This window comes from Pseudanabaena sp. SR411 (genome assembly GCF_002251945.1).
Taxonomy (GTDB): Bacteria; Cyanobacteriota; Cyanobacteriia; order Pseudanabaenales; family Pseudanabaenaceae; genus Pseudanabaena.
Genome location: NZ_NDHW01000064.1, coordinates 24,964 through 46,338 on the forward strand (window position 1 = coordinate 24,964; position 21,375 = coordinate 46,338).

The following is a 21,375-nucleotide window of genomic DNA, read 5'->3' on the forward strand; positions in this document are numbered from 1 at the left end:
TTTTGGTATTACTTACACAGAGATTAAAGAGGCGATCGTGCTAAGTATGTTGCGTTTAAAGGCGATCGCAATATCAAAAGTTACCCCTAACAAGTTTACAAATACAAATTTACAAATAGTTTATGCTCGATAACAATCAGTCAAATGTAACTGTATTGGGAATACCTTCTGAAACAGGACGATGGCTACTGATTCCATTAGGGATGCTCGTTCTACTCTGTTTGGGGAATATATATACTTGGAGTGTATTTAGAAAACCATTGGAAGCAGAATTGGGAATTACCGCCACTCAAAGCCTATTGCCTTACACCGTGGCGCTAGTTTTTTATGCTCTCCTGATGCCGATCGCAGGTTTTTATATTCCCCGTCTTGGGATGCGCCCGATCGCCGCAATCGGCGGGATTATTGTTGGTCTGGGATATATTCTCTCTAGCTTTGTCAGTGATATTGGGATGATGATCCTCACCTATGGCGTATTTGCGGGGGGAGGAGTGGGGATCGCCTATGGTGTGCCGATGGCAGTGGTAGCAAAATGGTTCCCTGACAAACGTGGCTTAGCGGTCGGTTTGACAATTATCGGTTTTGGACTTTCTCCATTAATCACAGCTCCCTTAGCAAATCAATTAATTACTTTGTATGGTATCAAGCCAACATTGCGGATTTTGGGAATTGCTTTTATGGTAATTATTTTGGCGATCGCTACGATGCTCAAACCACCACCCAAGGACTGGCATCCTCGTCAAGCTTCAACCAGTTCCGCCTCTGCTCAAGCAATCAATTATCCCGCGCAAATTTTAAAAAATCGCTCATTTTATGGATTGTGGATTTGCTATGCGATCGCCAGTTTGGTGGGCTTGAGTGCGATCGGGATTTCCAGTTCTGTCGGGGAAGAGGTGATTCAAATTAATCCTGCTTTAGCCGCTAGCAGTGTTTCTCTATTTGCGCTATTCAATGGTCTTAGTCGCCCTCTATTTGGCTGGCTTTGCGATCGCATTAAACCGCATTATGTAGCGATCGCTTCCTATACCTTGATTTTGATTGCTTCATTGATGATGATCGGCACTCAAAAGGGACAGGTCGCCACTTACCTGATCGCATTTTGTCTGTTTTGGTTCAATCTTGGCGGTTGGTTAGCCATGGCTCCCACAATTACTTTGCAATTTTTCAATCCCAGTCAATATGCTCAAAATTACGGGCTGGTGTTTACAGCCTATGGGGTTGGCGCTCTGATCGGCACTTTGATCGCTGGACAAATTCGTGATTTGTTTGGCAATTACACCTATGTTTTTTATCCCATGGCGGTACTGGCGATTATTGGTATTCTTGTAGCAAATTTGATGCTCAAGCGATCGCCCCACCAGCTTGTTCCCAACTTGAAAGACTAGGAGGAAAGGTTGTAACCCGAATTTGATATAAGGGCATCTCTAAAAATAGGTGTAGACAAGACAAGGGATTTGAGGAATTGGAATATACTTTGCACGGCTTAAGGATGCGGATTTCGGATATAAAATTTAAAGAGAAAAGTGCAGAGGTTAGGAAACGAAGTATGCTGCAAATCGCATTTACAGAAATCAGTATTGATTATGAGAGACAAGTTATCTATATCAAATATGTTCTAACTCACGCTGAGTATGGCTCAGGTAGGTGGAAAAATGACCCTTACTATTAATCGAAAAGCTTATGGTGATTTGCTAGCCGAGATTCAGCCTCATGTGATTACCAATGACGCTGAAAATGAAATTGCATTGCAAAACATGGAAAGATTGCTAGCAATTCCCCAACCCACAGCCGAAGAAGAGAGGATTTTGCAAATCCTACTGACTTTGGTTGAAAAATATGAAGATGAGCATTATCCAATGAATGATGCTTCACCTCTTGATGTTCTCTTACATTTAATGGAATCCAATGATTTAAAGCAAGCCGATCTAGTGAATGTGATTGGCTCAAGTGGCATTGTCTCAGAAGTGGTGAACGGCAAGCGTCAAATCAGCAAAAATCAAGCTCAAGCGCTTAGTATATTCTTTCATGTCGATCCTAAATTGTTTTTGTAGCAAAATTGGTGCAAAATGCCAATTTTGCTTACTTATCGAGACGGACGACATACCATTGCCATGTACCGCGATCGCCACAGTCTAGATCACAAGCAGTTTTAATCAAGCGCTGGACTTGCTCGTTAATTGTGGGGAGATTTTGTAAATCAGTGGGCAGATCTTGATGCTCGATCTCAACAAGCAGATCATGCAAAATTTGTTCTAATTCTAGCTGATTAACAAACCGCTCTTGCATATCTGGAGGCAGCACTACATAAGTGTCTTCGTAGTACATCATGCTGCTTGGCATATGGTTTCTCAGCTTGTGATTTTTTTTGTTTAAGAGTATAAAAAGAGCGTAAAAGTGGCGCTATGCACCGCCTATACTCGGTTAAAATTTTAGCATGACGAATGTATTGCCTTTTGAACAACCTATCGATCCTGTAGATCCTGTAAATCCTGTAGATGCAGAAGAACTAGAGCCTGAAGAGTTTTTTGAGCTTGAAGAAAACTTTGAGGCTGAGCCACTGTCTTTATCCATGGAAGGGTTTGAGCAGCCAGAATTACCGATCGCCAATAACCTCAAGCAAAAAGTAGAGGCGGTTTTGTATCTCAAGGGACAACCGATGAACTTGGCGGCGATCGCTGAGGCTTTGGGGTGTGAGATTGAAGATGCAGAGATGGGACTGATTGACTTAATTACAGAATATGCCCATCGAGACAGCGCTTTAGAAATTGTGGAAACCGATGTGGGCTTTTCGCTAAGACTGCGATCGGAGTTTGGGGATTTAGTCCATAAATTGATCCCTGTAGATTTGGGGCGTGGTGCTTTGCGGACTTTGGCAGCGATCGCTTTGAAAAAAAATATCGTGCAGTCAGAATTGATCGAGTTACGTGGGGCTGGAGCATATCAGCACGTTCAGGAGTTAGTCGAGCAGGGATTTGTAAGAAAGAAAAGGCAAGCAGATGGAGGAAGATCGTCGGTTTTGCAAGTAACCACCAAGTTTCATCAATATTTTGAAATCGATGACTTAACTAAATTGATTTAGTCGCATTTGATATTCACCTCGTCATTCTCATGTAATCTTGCCATAACTTAATTTATTGCGAGAAAAATCATGGGTTATAACAAAGGTGATAATTATGAGCAAAATATTTTCGATTTATTGACTGCCAAGGGATTAATTGCCATTGGTTCAACTAGAGGTGGGGCGGGGAATGCAACGGATATAAAATTTCTGCACAATTTTCAGGAATACAATTTAGAGGTTAAGCTCGATCTTGAGGCTGATTATGGACAAAAAATGTTGCGCTGGAATGATGGGATTTGGAGTTGGTGTGTTGATGATGCTGTGACTTCGTTTTATACATCTGTTGGGGTTTTGGATATCGTTAATGCTAAAAAATTCATTCCTAATCGATATTCTATTCCCAGAGATGAAATTACCATGCATCACAAAAAGCAAGATCAAAAGGCTTTTGAAGACAAAGTGGAAATTGATATTAATAGTTTGTACGATTTTTATGGGGGTAAAGATTGTTACTATATTCAGATTGGTGGCTATGGATTTTATCATCTTAAACAAGATGTCCTCTCATTAGGTACACCGCAATTTGATTGTAAAATGAATTTGAGATTGAGAGCTAAAACTATCCATAGCAGTCCAATTTATAAATATGGATTCTATGCAGTTTTAAAAGTAGATAAAAGGGAAAAGGTTAAAAAGTCTTGTTATGATCTCGAACAAAAAGATGGTCGTGAATTTCCACCAATTATATAATTTTTAATTACGCTAAAGGAAGGAATTTAGTAGCAATTCATGAATTGCTACTATGGCGAAATAAAGGTTTTAAGATAGTTTTGTGTAAGCCATAATTTTGATATGTTATCCAACTTAAAACAATGCAAGCTGATTAGATTGTTCCATTTGATTGTCTTTCTTGGCAGATCTGTTAAAAGCATTTTCTCTATAGGAAAATGCTTTAGCTCTAATTGATTGAATGTCTTCAATGGAGTTAGTTACTTCCATATCTTTTTTCATCGAATCTAACCTAAGAATGGACTCACCAAGAGCCTTAGCCAGAAGCGGTGGAACGGCATTGCCAATTTGTCGCCACTGTTGGGTTACAGTACCACAGAAAAAATAATTAGCTGGGAAAGATTGAATTGCGGCGGCTTCTCTGGCTGTTAAATAACGATTTTCAACTGGATGATAGTATGTGGTGCGACTAGTGTTAATTGTATTTGCACAATCGTAACGATCTAAACGATTTAATTTTGCTTCTCTAAATCGCTCTTCGTGAATACTTGACCAATCAACATCAAACCACAAGCTTTCAGGTAAATACGCTAACTGATCTTTCTCATACCTGACGCTTTTACCTTCAGGTATATGACTAATTCTTTCTCTTTCTAAATCATTGGCTATTTGCGATCGCTTAATATCATGATTGAGGATTTCAGCATTTAATTCTAGTAAATTATCAAAAGCCCATCCAACAGTTCGAGGTAAAGGCAAATCTTGATGATCTTGCGCTGAATCTTTGAATATTTTGTCTGGATAAATATTTTTGACCCCAAATCGGTTGCCAAGAAAAATAGTCCGTCTTCTTTTTTCTGGTACACCATAATGATGTGCTGATAAAACCTTAACATCGATTGTATAACCTAAATCTGTAAAGCTTTTGATAATTGCTTTTAAGACATTTTCATTCTTTTTTGATAATAGTCCTGTCACATTTTCAACAATGATGTAATCAGGTTCTAATGCTTCTACTATTCGCAGAAATTCAAGAAAAAGAAAGTTACGTTCGTCTAGATGATCGTTTTGTCCAATTGTCGAAAAGCCTTGACAAGGTGGCCCGCCACAGATCAAGTCAACTTTTTGATGTTCGATTATTGCTTGAATTTGTTGGTTAGATATCTCCCGAATATCACCAGCGATCGCCTGAGCTTGTGGATGATTATGCTGAAAAGTTTCAATAGCAGCGCGATCGTGGTCAATTCCTAGCAAGCAAGTCCAGCCAGCCATTTCTAACCCGCAAGACATTCCACCTGCACCAGAGAATAAATCGATAAATGTTTTTTTCATTCTTGTATTAAAATAGCTAATTAGCCAATTGTCAAATTATGCACTTAGCTATGTTAGGATAACAACAATCCATTTATTGCTAAGTTAAAAATGGCGCAAACACAGAGAAAGCCTGTATATGTTCTGCCAGAACATCACGATATTCTAAGACGCATTGCCTATGAGCAGCGTTGTAATCTATCGGATGTCTTGGATGCTGTGCTAGAAAATGCTGATTGGGAAGTAATTGAAAGCAATGCTAGGAATAAGCCTTTGCAAAGAGCTAATGAAAGAGGTAGTTCCTATACTATTGTCAAAAGATAAATTATGAAAAGACTAGAAGTTGAAACAAGAACAATTTTACTAGCTTTGACAGGATCTAGGCTATATAGGGTTCACAATGAGAATAGCGACTATGACTACAAAGGAATCTGCATTCCCACGCTGCCTTATTTTATTGGCACACAGAACTTTGAGCAATTAGATAGTTTCTCTGACCCAAATTGTCTGTATTCAGCTTTGACCGATACCGATAGTAATATCTACAACATCAAAAAGTTTTGTCATTTGGCAACACTGAACAATCCCAATATTCTTGAATTGTTATGGATAGATAGAAGTGACTATCTAGTTCTAACCAGATTTGGCGAAGCTTTGATTGAAATCCGTGATGCTTTTTTAAGCCAAAAAGTTTTCTACAGCTATTCTGGCTATGCTCACGCCCAAATTAAAAAGGTTCAGACGCACAGAAAATGGTTGTTGAGGTATAAGGAAGACCCAGATTTTTTCTCGTTGCCACCAAATCCCAAAGACTATGGACTAGAAGAAAATCCCTTACGCAAAGAACAATTAAATGCTTTTCTTGAGTTTCTCTATATTTTAATTAAGGATGCTAGCCAATACAGCGAAGTGGCTACCGAATTGCTAACCCATGTTGATTACAAGGGTTTACTCAAGCAATATCCATTAGCTGAAGAATTGCTTCCCGCAGTGCAGTACTACACGAGGTCAACCAATGAATTTATTACCTTGCTGCACAATACTCAAACCTATCGACAAGCACTGCAAGAATACGAAGCTTTTCAGTCATGGCGCAAAAATCGTAATTCCAAACGTGCAGAGATCGAGGAGAAGGTGGGATATGACAGCAAACATTCTGGGCATTGCTATCGCCTACTCAAATCTGGAATTGAGATTTTGAATGGTGAGGGTGTAATTCCTAACCGAGAAATAACAGGTGATGCTCAATTTATCCGTCAAATCCGCAATGGCGAAGTACCCTATGACACCCTTATCGCTGAGGTCGCTAAGTTAGAACAGGAAATGGAATCAGCGATGAAAAATACCAAACTCCCTAAATATCCCGACCAAAAGCTGATCGAAGAAAAGCAGATTGAGATTATTAAGGAGTATCTTAATTTTTAACTACTCCGTTTGGTGGCGTGGCGAAGCCGCGCCACCAAAAATCGTTTCCTTACTTTACGGCACAGTCCAAAGTTGTGGGAATTAAACGTAGGATGGTTTAGCGATCGCGTAACCAATCATTGTTGACTAATTGCTGGCTACTAATTGATGCGTTACGTTGCACTAACGCATTCTACAAGAAACAATTAAAGGAATTTTATAAGGAATTTTATTTTGAGCATATTAATTAGACAAAGCACGATTATTCTGCCCGATCGCCAAACCTTAATTGGCGATGTCTATATTCAACATGGCAAGATTGCAGCGATCGCATCTTCCCTCGATCCCACTGAGCTAAGTGCTGATGATCTGCCTTTAGAAATCATCGAAGCCCAAGGATTGACATTAATGGCGGGCGTGATTGATCCGCAAGTACATTTTCGGGAGCCGGGGTTAGAGCATAAAGAGGATTTGCGATCGGCTAGTCATGCTTGCGCGAAGGGTGGTGTAACTAGCTTTTTAGAAATGCCCAATACGCGACCACTCACAATTACCCAAGCGGCGTTGGATGACAAACTTAGTCGAGCGGCTAGCAAATGCGTAGTTAATTACGGCTTTTTTATTGGGGCGACAGGTGAAGTTTTACCAGACTTGCTTACGGCAAATCCTACCTGTGGCATCAAAATATTTATGGGATCGATGCATGGTGATTTGTTGATCGATCAAGAGGATCTGTTAGATAAGATTTTCTCGCAAGGCGATCGCCTCATAGCGGTTCATGCCGAAGATCAAGCCAGAATTGCCCAACGTCGTAAAGAATTTGCAGGTAGTAAAGAACCTGCGCTGCACTCGATTATTCAAGACAATCAAGCTGCGCTCAATGCCACACAACTTGCGGTCAAGCTTTCTAAAAAATATCAGAGACGTTTGCATATCTTGCATATGTCCACAGGCGAAGAGGCAGAATTTTTGCGTCAAGAAAAACCTGCATGGGTGACAGCCGAAGTGACACCGCAGCATTTGCTAATGAATATTGGGGCTTACGAGAAAATTGGCTCTCTAGCGCAAATGAATCCACCCTTGCGATCGCCCCGCGATCAAGAAATATTGTGGCAAGCCCTGTTAGATGGCGTAATCGACTTTATCGCCACTGATCATGCGCCGCATACCTTAGCGGAAAAAGGACTAGCCGCCAGTGAAGATCATCAAGCCAACCAGTCGGAAAAATCCTCTAAGGAGACTGTATTGCTAGAGCCAGCTAATGTGCCATCAGGAATGCCAGGTGTGGAGACTTCTTTAGCGCTGATGTTGACGGAAGCAATGAAAGGACGTTGTACTGTGCATCAGGTCAGTGAATGGATGAGCAAAAATGTGGCTATAGGGTACAAAATCGCCAACAAAGGAGAGATTCGGATTGGTTGGGATGCTGATTTAGTATTAGTAGATCTTCTTAACTATAAACCTGTAAGAAATGAAGAGTTGTTGACTAAATGTGGCTGGAGTTCCTTCGCTGGATGGGAACTCACAGGCTGGGCAGTGACTACGATTGTCGGTGGTCAGGTCGTGTACGCTAATGGCAAGGTTAATCCTGATGCGCGTGGTCAAGCATTGCAGTTTGGTTAGGAATGAGGCGGCGCTCTGCACCGCCTCATTCCCAAACCCAACTAATTGAGTGGCGGCGCTCCGCGCCGCCACTCAATTAGTTGGGTTTGGCGACAGCTATACAACACAAAATGGCTACGCCATTTTGTGTTTTGGTATTAGCTTGTAAGGCGACAGCTATAACTGCTATAAACTATCTGGGTTTGCTTTAGGGCGCAACATTATGTTTCTTCTGCGAAAAATATCGATCAGGCTATCGGTTTTATTACTATCAGCGATCGCCACGGGATTATTTACCGCCTGTGGCAACTCTGGTAATGGTAATAATTTTTCCATGCCTGCGAACGATACCACCAAAGTTTCCCCGACACCTACGCCTACAAATACTGCAACTGCAACTCCTGCACCAACTAGCGTCCCTACATCAAGTCCTAAACCTGCGATCACTCCCAGCAATTTACCCGAACTAGAAATAAAAGAACTTGAACCTTACAAACATCGTTCGGGAATTGTGGAAATGGATGTACCGAAGGGCTGGAAGTTGATTGATAAAAGTCAAACAGGTGAATTACTGGTAACTTGGAATGAACAAGCGGGACGAGCCACAATTTCCACTAATATTTTTGTACCGCCGAGCGAAATTCCTGAAAATCGACTGAGTGATGTTTTTGCAGTAATGATTAAGGGCATGTATGGCAATCAGACTGATTTTGAGATGCGATCGCCTGTGGTTGAGTCAACAGGAAATATCGTGATTGAATGGACATCGACGTTAACAATGGGCAATCAGAAAATTAAGTTTTTAGCTAACAGTAAATTGCAGCGTCGTAATAACAAGTTAGTGATTTTAACTTTTGGAGCGATCGAGCCAAAGTTTGCACAGTTAAAAGATTACTTCTTTAAGATCTCAAATAATCAAGTTATAAATGCAGAACTAGCAATCCCATAGTTCTCAATAGTTTGTAGGCGCGCCCCAAAGGGGCGCGCCTACAAACTATTGAGGATTCACTATATGCAACTTGCGATCGCTATTATTGACGCATTTACTAATCAACCATTTCGCGGTAACCCTGCGGCAACAATCTTAGTTGACCAATTTCCAGCAGATGTCCAAATGCAGCAAATTGCTGCTGAAATGAATCTCTCAGAAACTGCCTTTGTCAAACCTTTAGAGCAAAATTCTTCTCAGAATTACTTTCAATTGCGATGGTTTACCCCAAAGCAAGAAGTCCCGCTCTGTGGTCATGCCACCCTTGCGATCGCCCATTATTTGCGCGAATTATCGGTAATTAATACCAATGAGCCACTTATTTTCTCTACTCTAAGCGGCGACTTAAACATTAGCTTTGAAGATCATTTAATCGTGATGGATTTTCCTGCGATTTTTTATAAAAACTGCTCAGAGCGATCGCAACAGGTATTAGCAGAAATGTTCGGCGAACAACCCTATCAAGTTCTTGGACAGGCTGAAGATTACTTAACGGTTTTACTAGAGTCGGAATCCGTAGTTCAAAATCTTCAACCACAACTTGATCTCATTGCCGAATTAGATGGGTTTGGATTTATTATTACGGCGATCGCTGATCCCGAAAGTTCCAATGATTTTGTGTCGAGATTTTTTGCGCCAAAGGCAGGAATTCCTGAAGATCCTGTAACTGGCTCAGCCCATTGCAGTCTGACTCTCTATTGGGCAAACCGTCTCGGTAAAAGTAATCTCAAAGCCAAACAGCTATCAGCACGTACTGGTGAACTTCAAGTATGCGATCGCGGTAATAGGGTTTTACTAAAGGGTGAAGCCATAACCTTTTTGCGTGGTCAGATCACATTTGCTTAATTAAACGCTTCTGAAAAATACCACCATAGTGAAGTGCAATCGCCCTCATCAACAATAATCGAGAGCATTCCTAAATCTAAGTCACGACGACATGCAGCGATCGCTTCCTGTTGATTGGCATGACTATCAATCGGTAAAAACGTTTTGCCTAAATAACAAATTCCTTTCTCACGTCCCCATGGAGTTGAGAAATTAGTCGCTTTAATTTCAGATGATGACAAGATAATCATAACTAGTTAACATAGGACGTTCTTCATATTTCCTATATTCAACTAATTAGCTCTGATAGTCTGTGATGACTATCTGGACTTACATGTGACAGTTTTCATTGTTTAGGTGTGACCACCAGCCGTTATTTGCGTGACTGAAATCACAAAACTACAAGAGAGCCTTTGAAAGTGTTGCTTCGCAACACTTTCAAAGGCTCTCTTGTGGTTTTCTTTTATTTGCGATTGCTTAAAGGTATAAAAGCTTTTACTACAGTTAGCTCATAGGGAATGCTTTCAATTTCCAATCTACCACCATGCAGATCAAGCAATCGCTTAGCGATCGCCAAGCCCAGCCCAGTCCCCTGCTGAATATAGAGTTTTTTCTCAAATTTGATATATGCACCAAAATTTGCAATCTGCTCTGGTTCAATCCCCTGACCGTGATCAGTTACACTCAAACAAAATTCTTTGTCATCATAACTTCCTGAAACATTTACATCAGTTCCTTCAGGAGAAAACTTGAACCCATTATCAACAAGTTCCTTAACAATTACATTTAAGTAAGAGTCTGAGATTTGAATACTGGCATCTTTAATATCAACATGCAAATCAGAATTACGACCATAGTTCTCGGCAATCTTTTTGGCGCAGCTAGAAATCTCAATGTCAACAAAAGTTGCTTTACTATTGCGGATTTGGTTCAGCCATTCCGTATTGTTCTCCGTTGATTCTAACTCGGCATACATCAGAAATTTTTTGACCATTTCATGCATATCCCGCCCCGCTTTCCGAATCCGCTTACCAATATCTGGCACTTCATGGGCTTGCATCGCATGATAATTTTTGACCAAAATATCTGCCAAACCCATGACTTCGATCGCAGGGAACAATAACTGGTGAGGTAGTGATTTAGAGATATTGCCACGCAAGTTAGCTAACTCTTGTCTGTAATAACTATTAATTATTTCTTGTTTCTTAAACTGAGCATTGATTGCCCCCAATAGTTCATCTCTCGTAAAAGGTTTAGTCAAATAGTCATCTGATCCCAATTCCATGCCCTGACGAAAATCATTCTTGTCAGACTTGGCACTGAGAAATATAAAAGGGATTGTCGTTGTCGCAGGGTTATTACGGAGAGCAGCAATAACTCCATATCCATCAATTTCAGGCATCATAATATCGCAGATAATCAAGCTGGGAATATGTTGCTGAGCCATCTCTAAACCAGCACGTCCATTGTCGGCACTGATCACCAGATAGCCTTCGGCTTGCAGCATTCTAGAGGTATTTAGCAAGACATTTGGATTATCTTCGATGAGGAGAATTTTTTTCATGCTAGATGGCTAATATCTTTAAGCAACATTATACCGACAGCGATCGATAGTAAATCTAAGACATAATACATAGAAAATATTAAGATCCATCGCTGACCCAATGAAATTACAGCGCTTGGCGCTGAAACCGCACCCAAGAGATTTTTTGAAACGGTTGCTTTGCAACCATTTCAAAAAATCTCTTGGGTTATTTGATCGATAATTGCTATAAGACATATCACAATCTAAAAAGTAAGATGTAGTGCTTTGTACTATATCTTATCTTTTGGATTCTCTGCTTTAACAATAATGACGACAGCTATGGATTTGACTATTATTTAAGTTCGTTAGAATTGGTAAATCATGTCTCTAGAAAACCTTCTTCAGAAATTGGTAAAACCACGGTAAATTTAGTGCCAATATCTAACTGACTTTCTACAGATATGGAGCCATCGTGAATGTCAATACAGTTTTTAACAATTGATAGCCCCAATCCAGTTCCAGGTAATATCCCCACATTTTTACCACGATGAAATGCACCGAATAGATGCTCCAAATCTTCTTTAGGTATGCCTATGCCATGATCACTAATCACAAAAATTACATGATCTTTCTCCACAGTAAGTTGAAAGTCAACTATTTTATTTTGTGGAGAATATTTAATTGCATTTGTGAGTAGATTAGTCAAGATTTGGCGCAATAATTTCTCATCCATTTTCACGATTAAAGTTGGTAGATCATTTTGAAGATGCAGATTTTCAATTGTTGTATGATTTGAAGATATATATATAAATGAATTAAGAGTATAGTCTTGAGCGAAAGTTTTTTGCATCTGTCGTAAAAGTTGACTGCAAAATTTTAAAAGATCAAATTTATTAAGATTTAGTTTTGACTTATTTGTATTACTTCGACTCAGAAACAATACATCTTCCATCAGAGCCGTCATATGTTTAACTTCTGATTGAATTTGATGCAGTTGCTCAACCTGTTCTTCTTTAGTCCATTCGTAATATTCTAGCAACTCCGATGCACTTTGAATTGTTGTTAAAGGTGTCCGAAATTCATGGGAAACTACGGATATAAAGTCCGTTTTCATTTGACTAAGTTCGCGCTCATGTTTGAGAGATCGCGATAATACTTCAGCCGAAAGTTGTAACTGTTCATTCTGCTCTTGCAGCTTTTTTTGTAATGAACATAGTCGTAAATGTGTTTCAATACGTGCTAACACTTCAATTAACTGAAACGGTTTGCTGATATAGTCTACTCCACCCACAGAAAATGCTTCTACTTTCTCAGATGGCTCTTCGATCGAGCTAATAAAAATAATTGGCACATCTTTAGTTACTGGATTAGATTTTAATCTTGTACATACTTCGTAGCCATTAATGTCAGGCATCCGAATGTCCAGTAAAATGATGTCAGGCAGTATCTGGTTAACCTTATCTAGTGCTTCTAATCCGCTAGTAGCTTGCTGTACTTTATAACCTTGCCTAATTAACATCAACGATAAAAGTTGAATATTATAAATAGTATCATCAACTATAAGAACAGAAGCAGTATTTAAATGTTGAGAATCTTCAAATTTCTCAAATTTCTCGATTTGTTCAGATTGATTTAAGTTTTGATTAGTCATAATAAACATCTTTTTAGTGTTGTCATTATCATGTAGCGATCACTGTAAATAGGATTATTTTCCATTTTAAGATTAATAAGATTAAATAGTTTGTGAGAGTACAAGCTTTTTGGCTTACTCTCACAAACTATTGAGAATTACTATATGCGCTTATCTATAATTTTGCCTTGTCTTAATGAAATTCGTCATGGGTATTTAGACCGAATTCTCAATAACTTAGTTAACCAATTAGTTCCCCCAAATTGTGAAAAAGAAATTATTGCGGTAGTCAGTGCCAGTGATGATGGGACTGAGCTAGTTTTGGAAGCATATGCAGCGCGATCGCCTGAGATCCAAGTTGTGCGATCGCTTGCAAAAAATCGTTCCCAAAGACTAAATGATGGGATTGCAGTCAGTACAGGCAACATAATTTTGCTACACCATCCTGCAACACTTCTACCAGAAAGTAATGCTTTGCAACTAATTGAGCAGAGTTTAGGATCTGGTGGTGATTGGGGTGCATTTTGTCATAGTTTTGATTTTGCCCATTGGTTACTGCACTTTACGTCTTGGTACTCTAACAATGTGCGTGTTAGACAAAAAGGGCTTGTCTATCTCGATCATTGTCCGTTTATTAAGCGCCAAGTTTTAGCTGAAATTGGTAATGTCCCCGATCTGGATATTTTTGAGGACACGGTGTTAAGCGATCGCCTAGGCAAGTTCTCGAAGCCTGTAATGGTGCAAGGCAAGGTGATTACCTCGGCAAGGCGGTTTCATCAGAGGGGAATATATCGTCATGCTATGCTCAATCAGTTATTAAAAATGTGCTATCACTTCAACATTGATCCCAGTTGGCTCAATCGTTTGTATGAACAAAAGGCTAGTATTAACGTCAAGTATGATGAGCAAGTCAAATAAAACCCGAATATTAAATGAGTGCTTTGCACGTATTTAATATTCGGGTTTTGGATTGTTGATTAGCAAAGACTATTTAATGAGGAGTTTTTAAGGGTGATTGGTTCCTATAGTTTCGGCAAAAATAAATATGACCAATTAGGCAAGACCAAGCGATCGCCAAAGCAAAAGTCTTGGACATCGACCTTATATCGGGGTGGGGATATCTTATTTGCAACTTGGGTCGGGCTGATCTGTGCCGTGCCACCTTGCTATATGCAAACCTATTTTCAAAGCCCTGCCGAAGCTGCGGAGCTAAAACTTGCCCAAGCCATCGTGCCAATCACCCCACGCGCGGTTAATCCGCTTACCCTCGATATTACCGATGATCTCTTAGAAAGTGATCGCCAAAATCTTTTGCAAGCGATCGACAACAGTATTCAATATATTCGTACTCCCAATGCTGCTAAACGGTATCCTGTAGCAGGAATTAGTCAAAATTTAATGGAGCGCAGTTTGGTGCGATTCCGTCGCCTCGTACAGGTATCTCGCACAGCCAAAGATTTACAGCAAGCCTTGAATCGTGAGTTTGATCTCTATCAGTCCGTCGGACGCGATGGCAATGGTAGCGTTCAGTTTACAGGCTATTACGAAGCAGTATATAAGGCAAGTCGGACTCGCACCGATGAATTTAAGTACCCACTTTATAGCTTGCCACCTGACTTCGCTCAATGGCGATCGCCTCATCCCACCCGCGCTATGCTCGAAGGTAGTAAACAATTGGCAGGATTGGAGATTGCATGGTTAAGCGATCGCTTTCAAGCTTTTTTAGTACATGTGCAAGGATCGGCGAGATTTGAATTACCCGATGGCAATCTATTGACCGTTGGCTATGCAGGTAAAACCAATCAACCCTATCGCTCCGTTGGCGCAGAGATCGTCCGTGATGGCAAAATGCGTCTTGAAGATGTGACTTTGCAAACCTTAATCGAATATTTCCAAAAAAATCCCCAAGATTTAGTCATGTACCTAAATCGCAATCCTAGTTTTGTCTTTTTCCGCGAAACTGGTGGTAAACCTGCGACGGGCAGTCTAGGAGTGCCAGTCAGTGCCGAGCGATCAATTGCCACCGACAAAAAAATCTTCCCCTCTGGCGGTATTGCCCTAATCCGTACCGAAGTTCCCTTTGAAAATCCCACCACAGGCAAACTTGAACTCCGCCAAGTACAACGTTTTGCCCTTGATCAAGATACTGGTGGGGCGATTCGGGGTGCGGGGCGTGTGGATATTTTTATGGGGACAGGCGATCGGGCTAAACAACGGGCTGGACTGATCAAAGGTGACGGTGAGTTGTATTATCTTGTATTAAAAAAATAATCACAGTTGGCACAAAGTGCCAACTGTGATGAATGGAGAATTTTATGCCACAAGTCAATCCTTTTACGATCAGAATGCAAGTTGCAAGGATGTTTGAGCAAGGTCAATCATTATTTGCAGAACTCAAAGTCCAAGACTGGCTCAAAGAACGCAATCACAATCCTAAAGATTATGTAATTCGCTTCCATCAAAAAATGGCTCCCGTCGGCTCCAATTCTTCTGTAATCGTAGAAATAGAACTCACTCGTAAAGATGGGCAGCCAGTTGATGAATGGTTACTACAAGAAATTAATCGTCAAAGCTAAAACATCTCAAAACCCAAAAGAGTAATGGCGGCGCTTCGCGCCGCCATTACTCTTTTGGATTTTAACAATACTTGGGACAGTTTTGAAAAATGAGAACAAAAAAGCTATTCATCGGATAAGGTGCAAGTGTTAAATCAAAGCACCAAATGAATAGCATTACAGACATAATACCGAAGGTAGCAAGCAAAGCACAACGGAAATTCCTGGCAATCCTGTTTTCGACAATCATGGTGATTTGTGGAAAAGTGAACTTCACGAATCTGAGGCGATATAGCGAAATCAACGAACGCACCTATCGACGGCAGTTTTCGCGTTCATACAACTTCATAAAAGGGAACGTAACGGACTGCTCATTTGTGCCGAAAAGTGGCAAAGCAACTTATAGAATCGAATATTTCTACAATGGGAGCGTAGAACGAACCGAAAAAGGATTAGAGATATCGTGTCGATATTGATATGAAACAAGGGTATGCGTTATCAGTACAGCAAACACCACCCGCACAACCAGTTGTCGTCATGGACAACCTCAATGTTCATACTAATCAATAGTTATACAGGCAATTGAGTCGGTTGGCGCAAAGGTCTTGTTTTTGCCTACCTATTCTCCTGAGTTAAATCCCATTGAAATGCTTTGGTCAAAACTCAAGGCTTTTTTACGTAAAATTAAGCCTAGAACTAGAAAAGATTTAGATGCTGCTGTTTCTACTTTCATTACTTCTCTTCAGCAAAAAGACCTTCTTGGCTATTTCCTTGAGACTGAAGCTCGTACCGTACTTATCTGAAAACTGCAATATCACCAATTCTGGATCAATATTGGCAGTTCCATTCTAGTTTTGCTAGGTCTATCGTTTTTACTCCTAACTTCACGATTATTCTAAATGTCTCATCACTATGGACAAATGGACAAATTTAGATACCATAAAGCTGTAGGAATAGATAGTATCTCTACTAATTCAAATCCATTGAGAAGAGTAATGGTAAATCAAGGGTTTGAGCATCACCTTATTAAAAATAGAGCTATTTTTAGAAATTCCCAAAAACTTGAAGAAATTAGGGAGATAAGCCTAACAATCAACTAAAGTGATACAGGAGATATAGATTCATAGATAGCAGTTTATAACTAGCCATGTAAAAGCAAGAAGCTGATTTGTCTGAGATGATTGATCAAGTATGAAACTAAGCGTTTCTCCTAAACTCATGCTAAGTTATTGAAAGAAATTGCTAGCGACAGAGAAATTTTACAATTAGACTTAATAAAATTGAGGAGAATTCTCCATGCCTCGAAATCCATCGACAATAACAAGCAAAATTTTAGCGCAAAATGTGGGATCAAATGCTATACGTCGAGCACTTTCTCCTATCTCAAATTATTCCCGATGTGAAAGTGCAGCATTTGTTAGGCGTGCGCTCACTCATGCAATTAAAAAGGATGTTAGTGGGGTTGAGATATCTCCATATGCAGATTTTATTCCTAAACAGACAACTATATTACTTGGAGAAAGTAGAGGAAGATCCCAAAATGGTCTTGAAGCCATTGAGACAGAAGAACAAATTAATAACGCTGCTGTCGAAACCTCAGCCCAGCTTAAAAAATCTCGTTATTTCTTTGAACTAGCCAATGTCGTTACAGAAGAAATTAAGCCAATTCTCTATTACTATGGGGCGATGTATTTTCTTGACTTTATCTGCTTAAATATGGTTCGTCGTCGGTTAATAGGTAGCCGAGGACATGGTCTATCCGTCTCTAATGATTCAGAAGGTTGGGATTTTGACAAAAATTGGTCAAGAAACAAATGCAAAGTTCAAATCGGATCATCAGGTGACTTTCCATTCTATATTGATGCACTCACAATATCAGGTTGGACAACATTGTTTAGCCAATTTCGACTTCATCGAGAAACTATGGATGATCCGTACATCATAATGAATAATCCAAATCCTTTGTTTCAAGAAAAAATCTCACTAGACTTTCTATGTAACTTTAACAAAGATAAGTACTTAACTGATTACCCTGAAGTCAAACAATGGCTAATTGGTAAAGACGAAGGAAGTATATGGAAACTTACAGGACTGTTGATGGATGTAATGGTAGTGTACGTTGCATCGTCACTTGCTCGTTACTATACTCCAGCATGGATTGGCATTATTGAAGCAAATAAGTCAGATATCTATAATGACATCCGTTCTGCTTATCAGAGTGTATCTGAAGGACTTCCTTTGTTTTTTGAAGATGAACATCCATTCGATTATAGCTATGGAACTAGAATTCCTCCTTACTAATGCACTGAAGGAATGAACAACTTCTATAGAAAATACGATCTCGCCGAGAGCATTAAGCAAAAAATTGTGAACAAATAAATGTGTTACATTGCATAATTATATTACCGAAATAAATCTGAATATAGAAAACCTACTTTCAAGGATTACATTTAGCAGAGAAGTTCTATGTGGTAAGCCCATCATTCGGGGTTTGCGGATTTCAGTTGCCATGATATTTAGAACTTCTGGCAAAAGGAGCAAGTATCCAAGAAATTCTAGAGGATTACCCAGAGCTAGAAATAGCTGACATATACGCGGCTTTACTTTATGCACAGCGTCTTGTTGCCAATGAAGAAGTATTTGATCGAGTGGTAGCATCCTAAAGAATGAGATTTCTACTTGATGTCAATGCCAGTGGTGCTTTATCAACATGGCTTTTATAGGTCATGAAGTTATATCTGTCGGCGAAGTAAATCCGAAAATGTCTGATGATGATATTATTGCTTGGGCAGTGAGAGAAGAGCGAATTATCATTACTACTGATGTTGACTTTGAGCAAATGATTTGGCTACAACAAAAGCCTCATCGTGGGGTTCTACGTTTAGAGAATCTGCCTAGATTAGAGAGAAAGAAACTACTACAAGAAGTTTTGATCAATCATGGACAGGATTTAGAATCGAGAGCAGTTGTAATTGCAACTAAGCAAAAAATTAGAATTCGCTGGAAACCAATTGACGCAGTTGAATCTGATGAATTGAATTACTAACGCGCAAATTATTTTGTGTAGGGAATATTACCTCTGCTTTTTTGAAGGTGATTGATATAAAATATATTGAGCATACTGCGGTTTACAAATAGGCGATCGCGATTATGTCTGCACAGTTCCAAATCCACAAAGACACCATTGACCAAGTAAGTCAAAGGGCAGACATCGTAGATATCGTCTCCGAACGTGTTGTGCTACGCAAAAGTGGGGCAAACTTTCGGGGGGCTTGTCCTTTTCACAATGGTACAAATGCTACAGCGCTGACCGTGAATCCATCACGGCAGATGTATCACTGCTTTAACTGTGGGGCAGCAGGTGGGGCTGTCAAGTTTTTGATGGAGATCGATAAGCGATCGTTCTCTGACGTAGTTTTGGATTTAGCGAAACGTTATAACGTTCCCATTCAAACTGTCGAACCCGAAAAAGCAAAGGAAATTCAGCGTCAAATCTCCCATCGCGATCGCCTCTATGAAGTGATGGCTTTGACGACAAGTTTTTATCAACATGCGCTCTATGCACCACAGGGAAGGCAGGCTCTTGCCTATCTTGTCGAAAAGAGACAAATGAGCAAAGAGACAATCCAGAAATTTCAACTGGGTTATGCGCCTGCGGGTTGGGAAACCTTGATGGGATATCTGGTGCAGCAAAAGCAGATTCCTGTCAGTTTAGTGGAAGAAGCAGGTTTAGTAGTTCCGCGCAAAACGGGGAATGGGTTTTACGATCGCTTTCGTGATCGCCTCATGATTCCCATTCACGATACTCGTGGACGAGTGATTGCCTTTGGTGGGCGATCGCTTGGTGATGAAGAACCAAAATATTTAAACTCTCCTGAAACGGAACTCTTTAGTAAGGGTACGGTTCTGTTTGCGATGGATAAGGCGCGCGAGGCAATATCTAAATCTGATCAGGCTATTGTCGTAGAGGGTTATTTTGATGCGATCGCCTTGCATCAAGCGGGAATTGAACAGGCGATCGCGACAATGGGGGTAGCGCTTAATGCCGATCAAATGAAGCAGTTACTGCGCTATACCGAATCCAAGAATGTAATTTTAAATTTTGATGCGGATAAGGCAGGAATTACGGCGGCAGAAAAAGCGATCGCAGGTTTTAAGGAATTAGTTTTTAATGGCACAGTGCAATTGCGGGTGTTGACGATGCCCGATGGCAAGGATGCCGATGAATATCTCAAACAACATAGTGCTGAAGCTTATCGAGATTTACTGACAAATGCACCATTATTTCTCGATTGGCAGATTGATCAAATCCTTACAGGGCAAGATCTTAACCAAGCTGATCGTTTTCAAAAGAGTAGTCAAGCGATCGCGCAATTACTCAATAATTTACCCGTTGATTCTTTCTTTCGTACCCATTATATCCATACTTCCGCTCAAAAACTATCTCAAGGTAATTCCTATTTAGCATTGCGACTAGAGCAAGATCTCCGTCGCCAATTACGGAATACGCGCTGGAATAGCAATAAACCTGCTCCATCTCTGACCACGACTACAAATTCGCTACACATTGCCGAAACTCAACTTTTACAAATCTATCTGCATTTCCCCCAACATCGCGCTTATCTATATCAAGAGATTGCCGAAGAAGAGAATATTGAATTTACGCAATCCAATCATCGCTATCTTTGGCAAACAATTCTCAATCTGCTTCAAGAGAACAAAACTTCTCTCGCAGCGGAAGAACCCTATCCTGATCATTTAGTTCAGCAACTACAGATTCTCTGTGCTGAGCAAGAAGAGGTAGCCCAGCAATTGCAGCATCTGCTTTGGCTCGATGAAAATTCGCGCATTGGTTTATTACGCCCCCAGATTGTCGTGAGAACTGCGATCGCTAAGATTCAATACATCATGTGTGAGAAGCATGAAAAGGACTGGTTAAGCAAATATCAAAGTATTGATGTGATTGCTAATCCCGCTTTTGGTTATGAGTGTCAAGCTAAAGTTAAGGAAGCAAGGCAACGTAAAGCCGAAATCCGTAAACAGATAGAGGTTAATTATCTTGATCTCTCTGGTACTAGTACGAATGAGAAAAATGTCATTGAATTTTAGTTAGTGTCATAATTTATTCGCCACTTGTAAAGAGTAGTCCGAAGTCAAATGAGGACTACCAACGTGAAGAAAGTCGCGATCGTTTAATTGTAGTGATTCAACCTAGTTTTGGTGAGCGCTATCTCAGCACACCTATATTCCAAGAGCCTGAATTTGCAACTTCTACTTTCCCAAAAAAACAGTGGCGCTCTTTTTTTGGGAAGTTATACCAATTCACAAAAGTGTGCCAACACTTTCGCGAATTAAAAATCAAACCCAGTAAGGTTTTTAAAAGCTAAAAATGGCGTTGCCATTTTTAGCTTTGGTATTATAGAGCCGTATTTGATTCACTATTGTCTTCCCAAATTTCGATATCAAGATCATTAAGATAAGCGATCGCTGTTTGGATCTGCGCTTGGGTACCCTTGAGGCTGAGATGAAACCAACCACTACCAGCATTTACTCCCAAAGTTGCGGAGACAATATTTACAGTTACGCCATAATGCGAAATTAATTGCGAAATAACAGGTTCACTATGTAAATCTTCAGGAATGCGAATCTTAATATCTTTAGTCACGGGACGAATATCAATAGCCATAAAATTAAGCTCCTTTTAATTATTTGGTTCGATGATGTGCGGTGTGCCGCGCCGCACAT

22 protein-coding genes and 2 pseudogenes are annotated in these 21,375 nt (G+C 40.1%); 18 read left to right on the top strand and 6 right to left on the bottom strand.

Features of this window, described 5'->3' with window-relative positions; genetic code table 11:
- Window positions 1-122 precede the first annotated feature (122 nt).
- The 3 genes and pseudogenes from B9G53_RS05505 to B9G53_RS05515 all read left to right on the top strand — a co-directional run bounded on the left by B9G53_RS05505 (window position 123) and on the right by B9G53_RS05515 (window position 2,051).
- Window positions 123-1,385, top strand: a complete 1,263-nt coding sequence (locus tag B9G53_RS05505; RefSeq protein ID WP_094530004.1) for an OFA family MFS transporter — start codon at window positions 123-125, stop codon at window positions 1,383-1,385.
- Window positions 1,386-1,573: 188 nt separating this feature from the next.
- A pseudogene (locus B9G53_RS05510) lies at window positions 1,574-1,669 on the top strand (type II toxin-antitoxin system HigB family toxin); the annotation flags it as partial.
- Window positions 1,653-2,051, top strand: a complete 399-nt coding sequence (locus B9G53_RS05515; protein ID WP_094530007.1) for a type II toxin-antitoxin system HigA family antitoxin — start codon at window positions 1,653-1,655, stop codon at window positions 2,049-2,051. The pseudogene B9G53_RS05510 and the gene B9G53_RS05515, both read left to right, overlap by 17 nt.
- A gap of 28 nt (window positions 2,052-2,079) precedes the next feature.
- Here the strand turns inward: B9G53_RS05515 and B9G53_RS05520 are convergent, their stop codons facing one another.
- Complete coding sequence (locus tag B9G53_RS05520; RefSeq protein WP_176453103.1) at window positions 2,080-2,340, bottom strand: chlororespiratory reduction protein 7; 261 nt, start codon at window positions 2,338-2,340, stop codon at window positions 2,080-2,082.
- Window positions 2,341-2,434: 94 nt separating this feature from the next.
- On the opposite strand from B9G53_RS05520, the gene scpB reads away from it, so the two are divergent.
- Both scpB and B9G53_RS05530 read left to right on the top strand, forming a co-directional pair.
- A complete protein-coding gene (scpB, locus tag B9G53_RS05525; RefSeq protein ID WP_176453104.1) occupies window positions 2,435-3,079 on the top strand; it encodes an SMC-Scp complex subunit ScpB in 645 nt (214 codons plus the stop codon).
- Between the two features lie 69 nt (window positions 3,080-3,148).
- Window positions 3,149-3,811, top strand: coding sequence for a hypothetical protein (locus B9G53_RS05530; protein ID WP_094530009.1), 663 nt, complete (start codon window positions 3,149-3,151; stop codon window positions 3,809-3,811).
- Between the two features lie 114 nt (window positions 3,812-3,925).
- Here the strand turns inward: B9G53_RS05530 and B9G53_RS05535 are convergent, their stop codons facing one another.
- Window positions 3,926-5,122, bottom strand: coding sequence for a DNA cytosine methyltransferase (locus tag B9G53_RS05535; RefSeq protein WP_094530010.1), 1,197 nt, complete (start codon window positions 5,120-5,122; stop codon window positions 3,926-3,928).
- A gap of 90 nt (window positions 5,123-5,212) precedes the next feature.
- On the opposite strand from B9G53_RS05535, the gene B9G53_RS05540 reads away from it, so the two are divergent.
- From B9G53_RS05540 to B9G53_RS05560, 5 genes are all read left to right on the top strand, one after another.
- The gene (locus B9G53_RS05540) at window positions 5,213-5,425 is read left to right on the top strand and encodes a hypothetical protein (RefSeq protein WP_094530012.1); all 213 of its coding nucleotides are present in this window, start codon (window positions 5,213-5,215) and stop codon (window positions 5,423-5,425) included.
- 3 nt (window positions 5,426-5,428) lie between these two features.
- Window positions 5,429-6,526 carry a nucleotidyltransferase domain-containing protein gene (locus tag B9G53_RS05545; protein ID WP_094530013.1) on the top strand — a complete coding sequence of 366 codons (1,098 nt, stop codon included), beginning with the start codon at window positions 5,429-5,431 and terminating at the stop codon, window positions 6,524-6,526.
- A gap of 213 nt (window positions 6,527-6,739) precedes the next feature.
- Window positions 6,740-8,128 carry a dihydroorotase gene (locus B9G53_RS05550; protein ID WP_094530015.1) on the top strand — a complete coding sequence of 463 codons (1,389 nt, stop codon included), beginning with the start codon at window positions 6,740-6,742 and terminating at the stop codon, window positions 8,126-8,128.
- Window positions 8,129-8,330: 202 nt separating this feature from the next.
- Complete coding sequence (locus B9G53_RS05555) at window positions 8,331-9,056, top strand: hypothetical protein (RefSeq protein WP_141211714.1); 726 nt, start codon at window positions 8,331-8,333, stop codon at window positions 9,054-9,056.
- 63 nt (window positions 9,057-9,119) lie between these two features.
- Window positions 9,120-9,941 carry a PhzF family phenazine biosynthesis protein gene (locus B9G53_RS05560; protein ID WP_094530018.1) on the top strand — a complete coding sequence of 274 codons (822 nt, stop codon included), beginning with the start codon at window positions 9,120-9,122 and terminating at the stop codon, window positions 9,939-9,941.
- Here B9G53_RS05560 and B9G53_RS05565 read toward each other — a convergent pair.
- The 3 genes from B9G53_RS05565 to B9G53_RS05575 all read right to left on the bottom strand — a co-directional run bounded on the left by B9G53_RS05565 (window position 9,938) and on the right by B9G53_RS05575 (window position 13,096).
- Window positions 9,938-10,171: a hypothetical protein gene (locus B9G53_RS05565; RefSeq protein ID WP_094530020.1), complete on the bottom strand. Its 234-nt coding sequence runs from the start codon at window positions 10,169-10,171 to the stop codon at window positions 9,938-9,940. The two genes, B9G53_RS05560 and B9G53_RS05565, sit on opposite strands and share 4 nt — an antisense overlap.
- A gap of 212 nt (window positions 10,172-10,383) precedes the next feature.
- Window positions 10,384-11,484: a response regulator gene (locus B9G53_RS05570; protein ID WP_094530022.1), complete on the bottom strand. Its 1,101-nt coding sequence runs from the start codon at window positions 11,482-11,484 to the stop codon at window positions 10,384-10,386.
- A gap of 340 nt (window positions 11,485-11,824) precedes the next feature.
- Window positions 11,825-13,096 (bottom strand): hybrid sensor histidine kinase/response regulator, encoded by a 1,272-nt coding sequence (locus tag B9G53_RS05575; protein WP_176453105.1) that lies wholly within the window; start codon window positions 13,094-13,096, stop codon window positions 11,825-11,827.
- A 144-nt stretch (window positions 13,097-13,240) separates the two neighbouring features.
- Between B9G53_RS05575 and B9G53_RS05580 the strand changes: the two genes are divergently transcribed.
- The 8 genes and pseudogenes from B9G53_RS05580 (at window position 13,241) to dnaG (ending at window position 20,739) form a co-directional block, all read left to right on the top strand.
- The gene (locus B9G53_RS05580; protein WP_094530026.1) at window positions 13,241-13,993 is read left to right on the top strand and encodes a glycosyltransferase; all 753 of its coding nucleotides are present in this window, start codon (window positions 13,241-13,243) and stop codon (window positions 13,991-13,993) included.
- 93 nt (window positions 13,994-14,086) lie between these two features.
- A complete protein-coding gene (locus tag B9G53_RS05585; RefSeq protein ID WP_094530029.1) occupies window positions 14,087-15,346 on the top strand; it encodes a murein transglycosylase A in 1,260 nt (419 codons plus the stop codon).
- Window positions 15,347-15,390: 44 nt separating this feature from the next.
- Entirely contained in the window at window positions 15,391-15,651 is a 261-nt protein-coding gene (locus tag B9G53_RS05590) for a hypothetical protein (RefSeq protein ID WP_094530031.1), read from the top strand.
- A gap of 560 nt (window positions 15,652-16,211) precedes the next feature.
- Window positions 16,212-16,433 (top strand): transposase, encoded by a 222-nt coding sequence (locus B9G53_RS05600; protein WP_254923570.1) that lies wholly within the window; start codon window positions 16,212-16,214, stop codon window positions 16,431-16,433.
- A gap of 493 nt (window positions 16,434-16,926) precedes the next feature.
- Window positions 16,927-17,931, top strand: a complete 1,005-nt coding sequence (locus tag B9G53_RS05605) for a hypothetical protein (RefSeq protein ID WP_094530037.1) — start codon at window positions 16,927-16,929, stop codon at window positions 17,929-17,931.
- 115 nt (window positions 17,932-18,046) lie between these two features.
- Window positions 18,047-18,293: pseudogene (locus B9G53_RS05610) on the top strand (DUF433 domain-containing protein).
- Window positions 18,294-18,340: 47 nt separating this feature from the next.
- Window positions 18,341-18,676: a DUF5615 family PIN-like protein gene (locus tag B9G53_RS05615; protein ID WP_176453107.1), complete on the top strand. Its 336-nt coding sequence runs from the start codon at window positions 18,341-18,343 to the stop codon at window positions 18,674-18,676.
- A 104-nt stretch (window positions 18,677-18,780) separates the two neighbouring features.
- Complete coding sequence (gene dnaG / locus B9G53_RS05620; protein ID WP_094530039.1) at window positions 18,781-20,739, top strand: DNA primase; 1,959 nt, start codon at window positions 18,781-18,783, stop codon at window positions 20,737-20,739.
- Between the two features lie 307 nt (window positions 20,740-21,046).
- Here dnaG and B9G53_RS05630 read toward each other — a convergent pair whose 3' ends face one another.
- The gene (locus B9G53_RS05630) at window positions 21,047-21,316 is read right to left on the bottom strand and encodes an NIL domain-containing protein (RefSeq protein WP_094530044.1); all 270 of its coding nucleotides are present in this window, start codon (window positions 21,314-21,316) and stop codon (window positions 21,047-21,049) included.
- Between the last annotated feature and the right edge of the window lie 59 nt (window positions 21,317-21,375).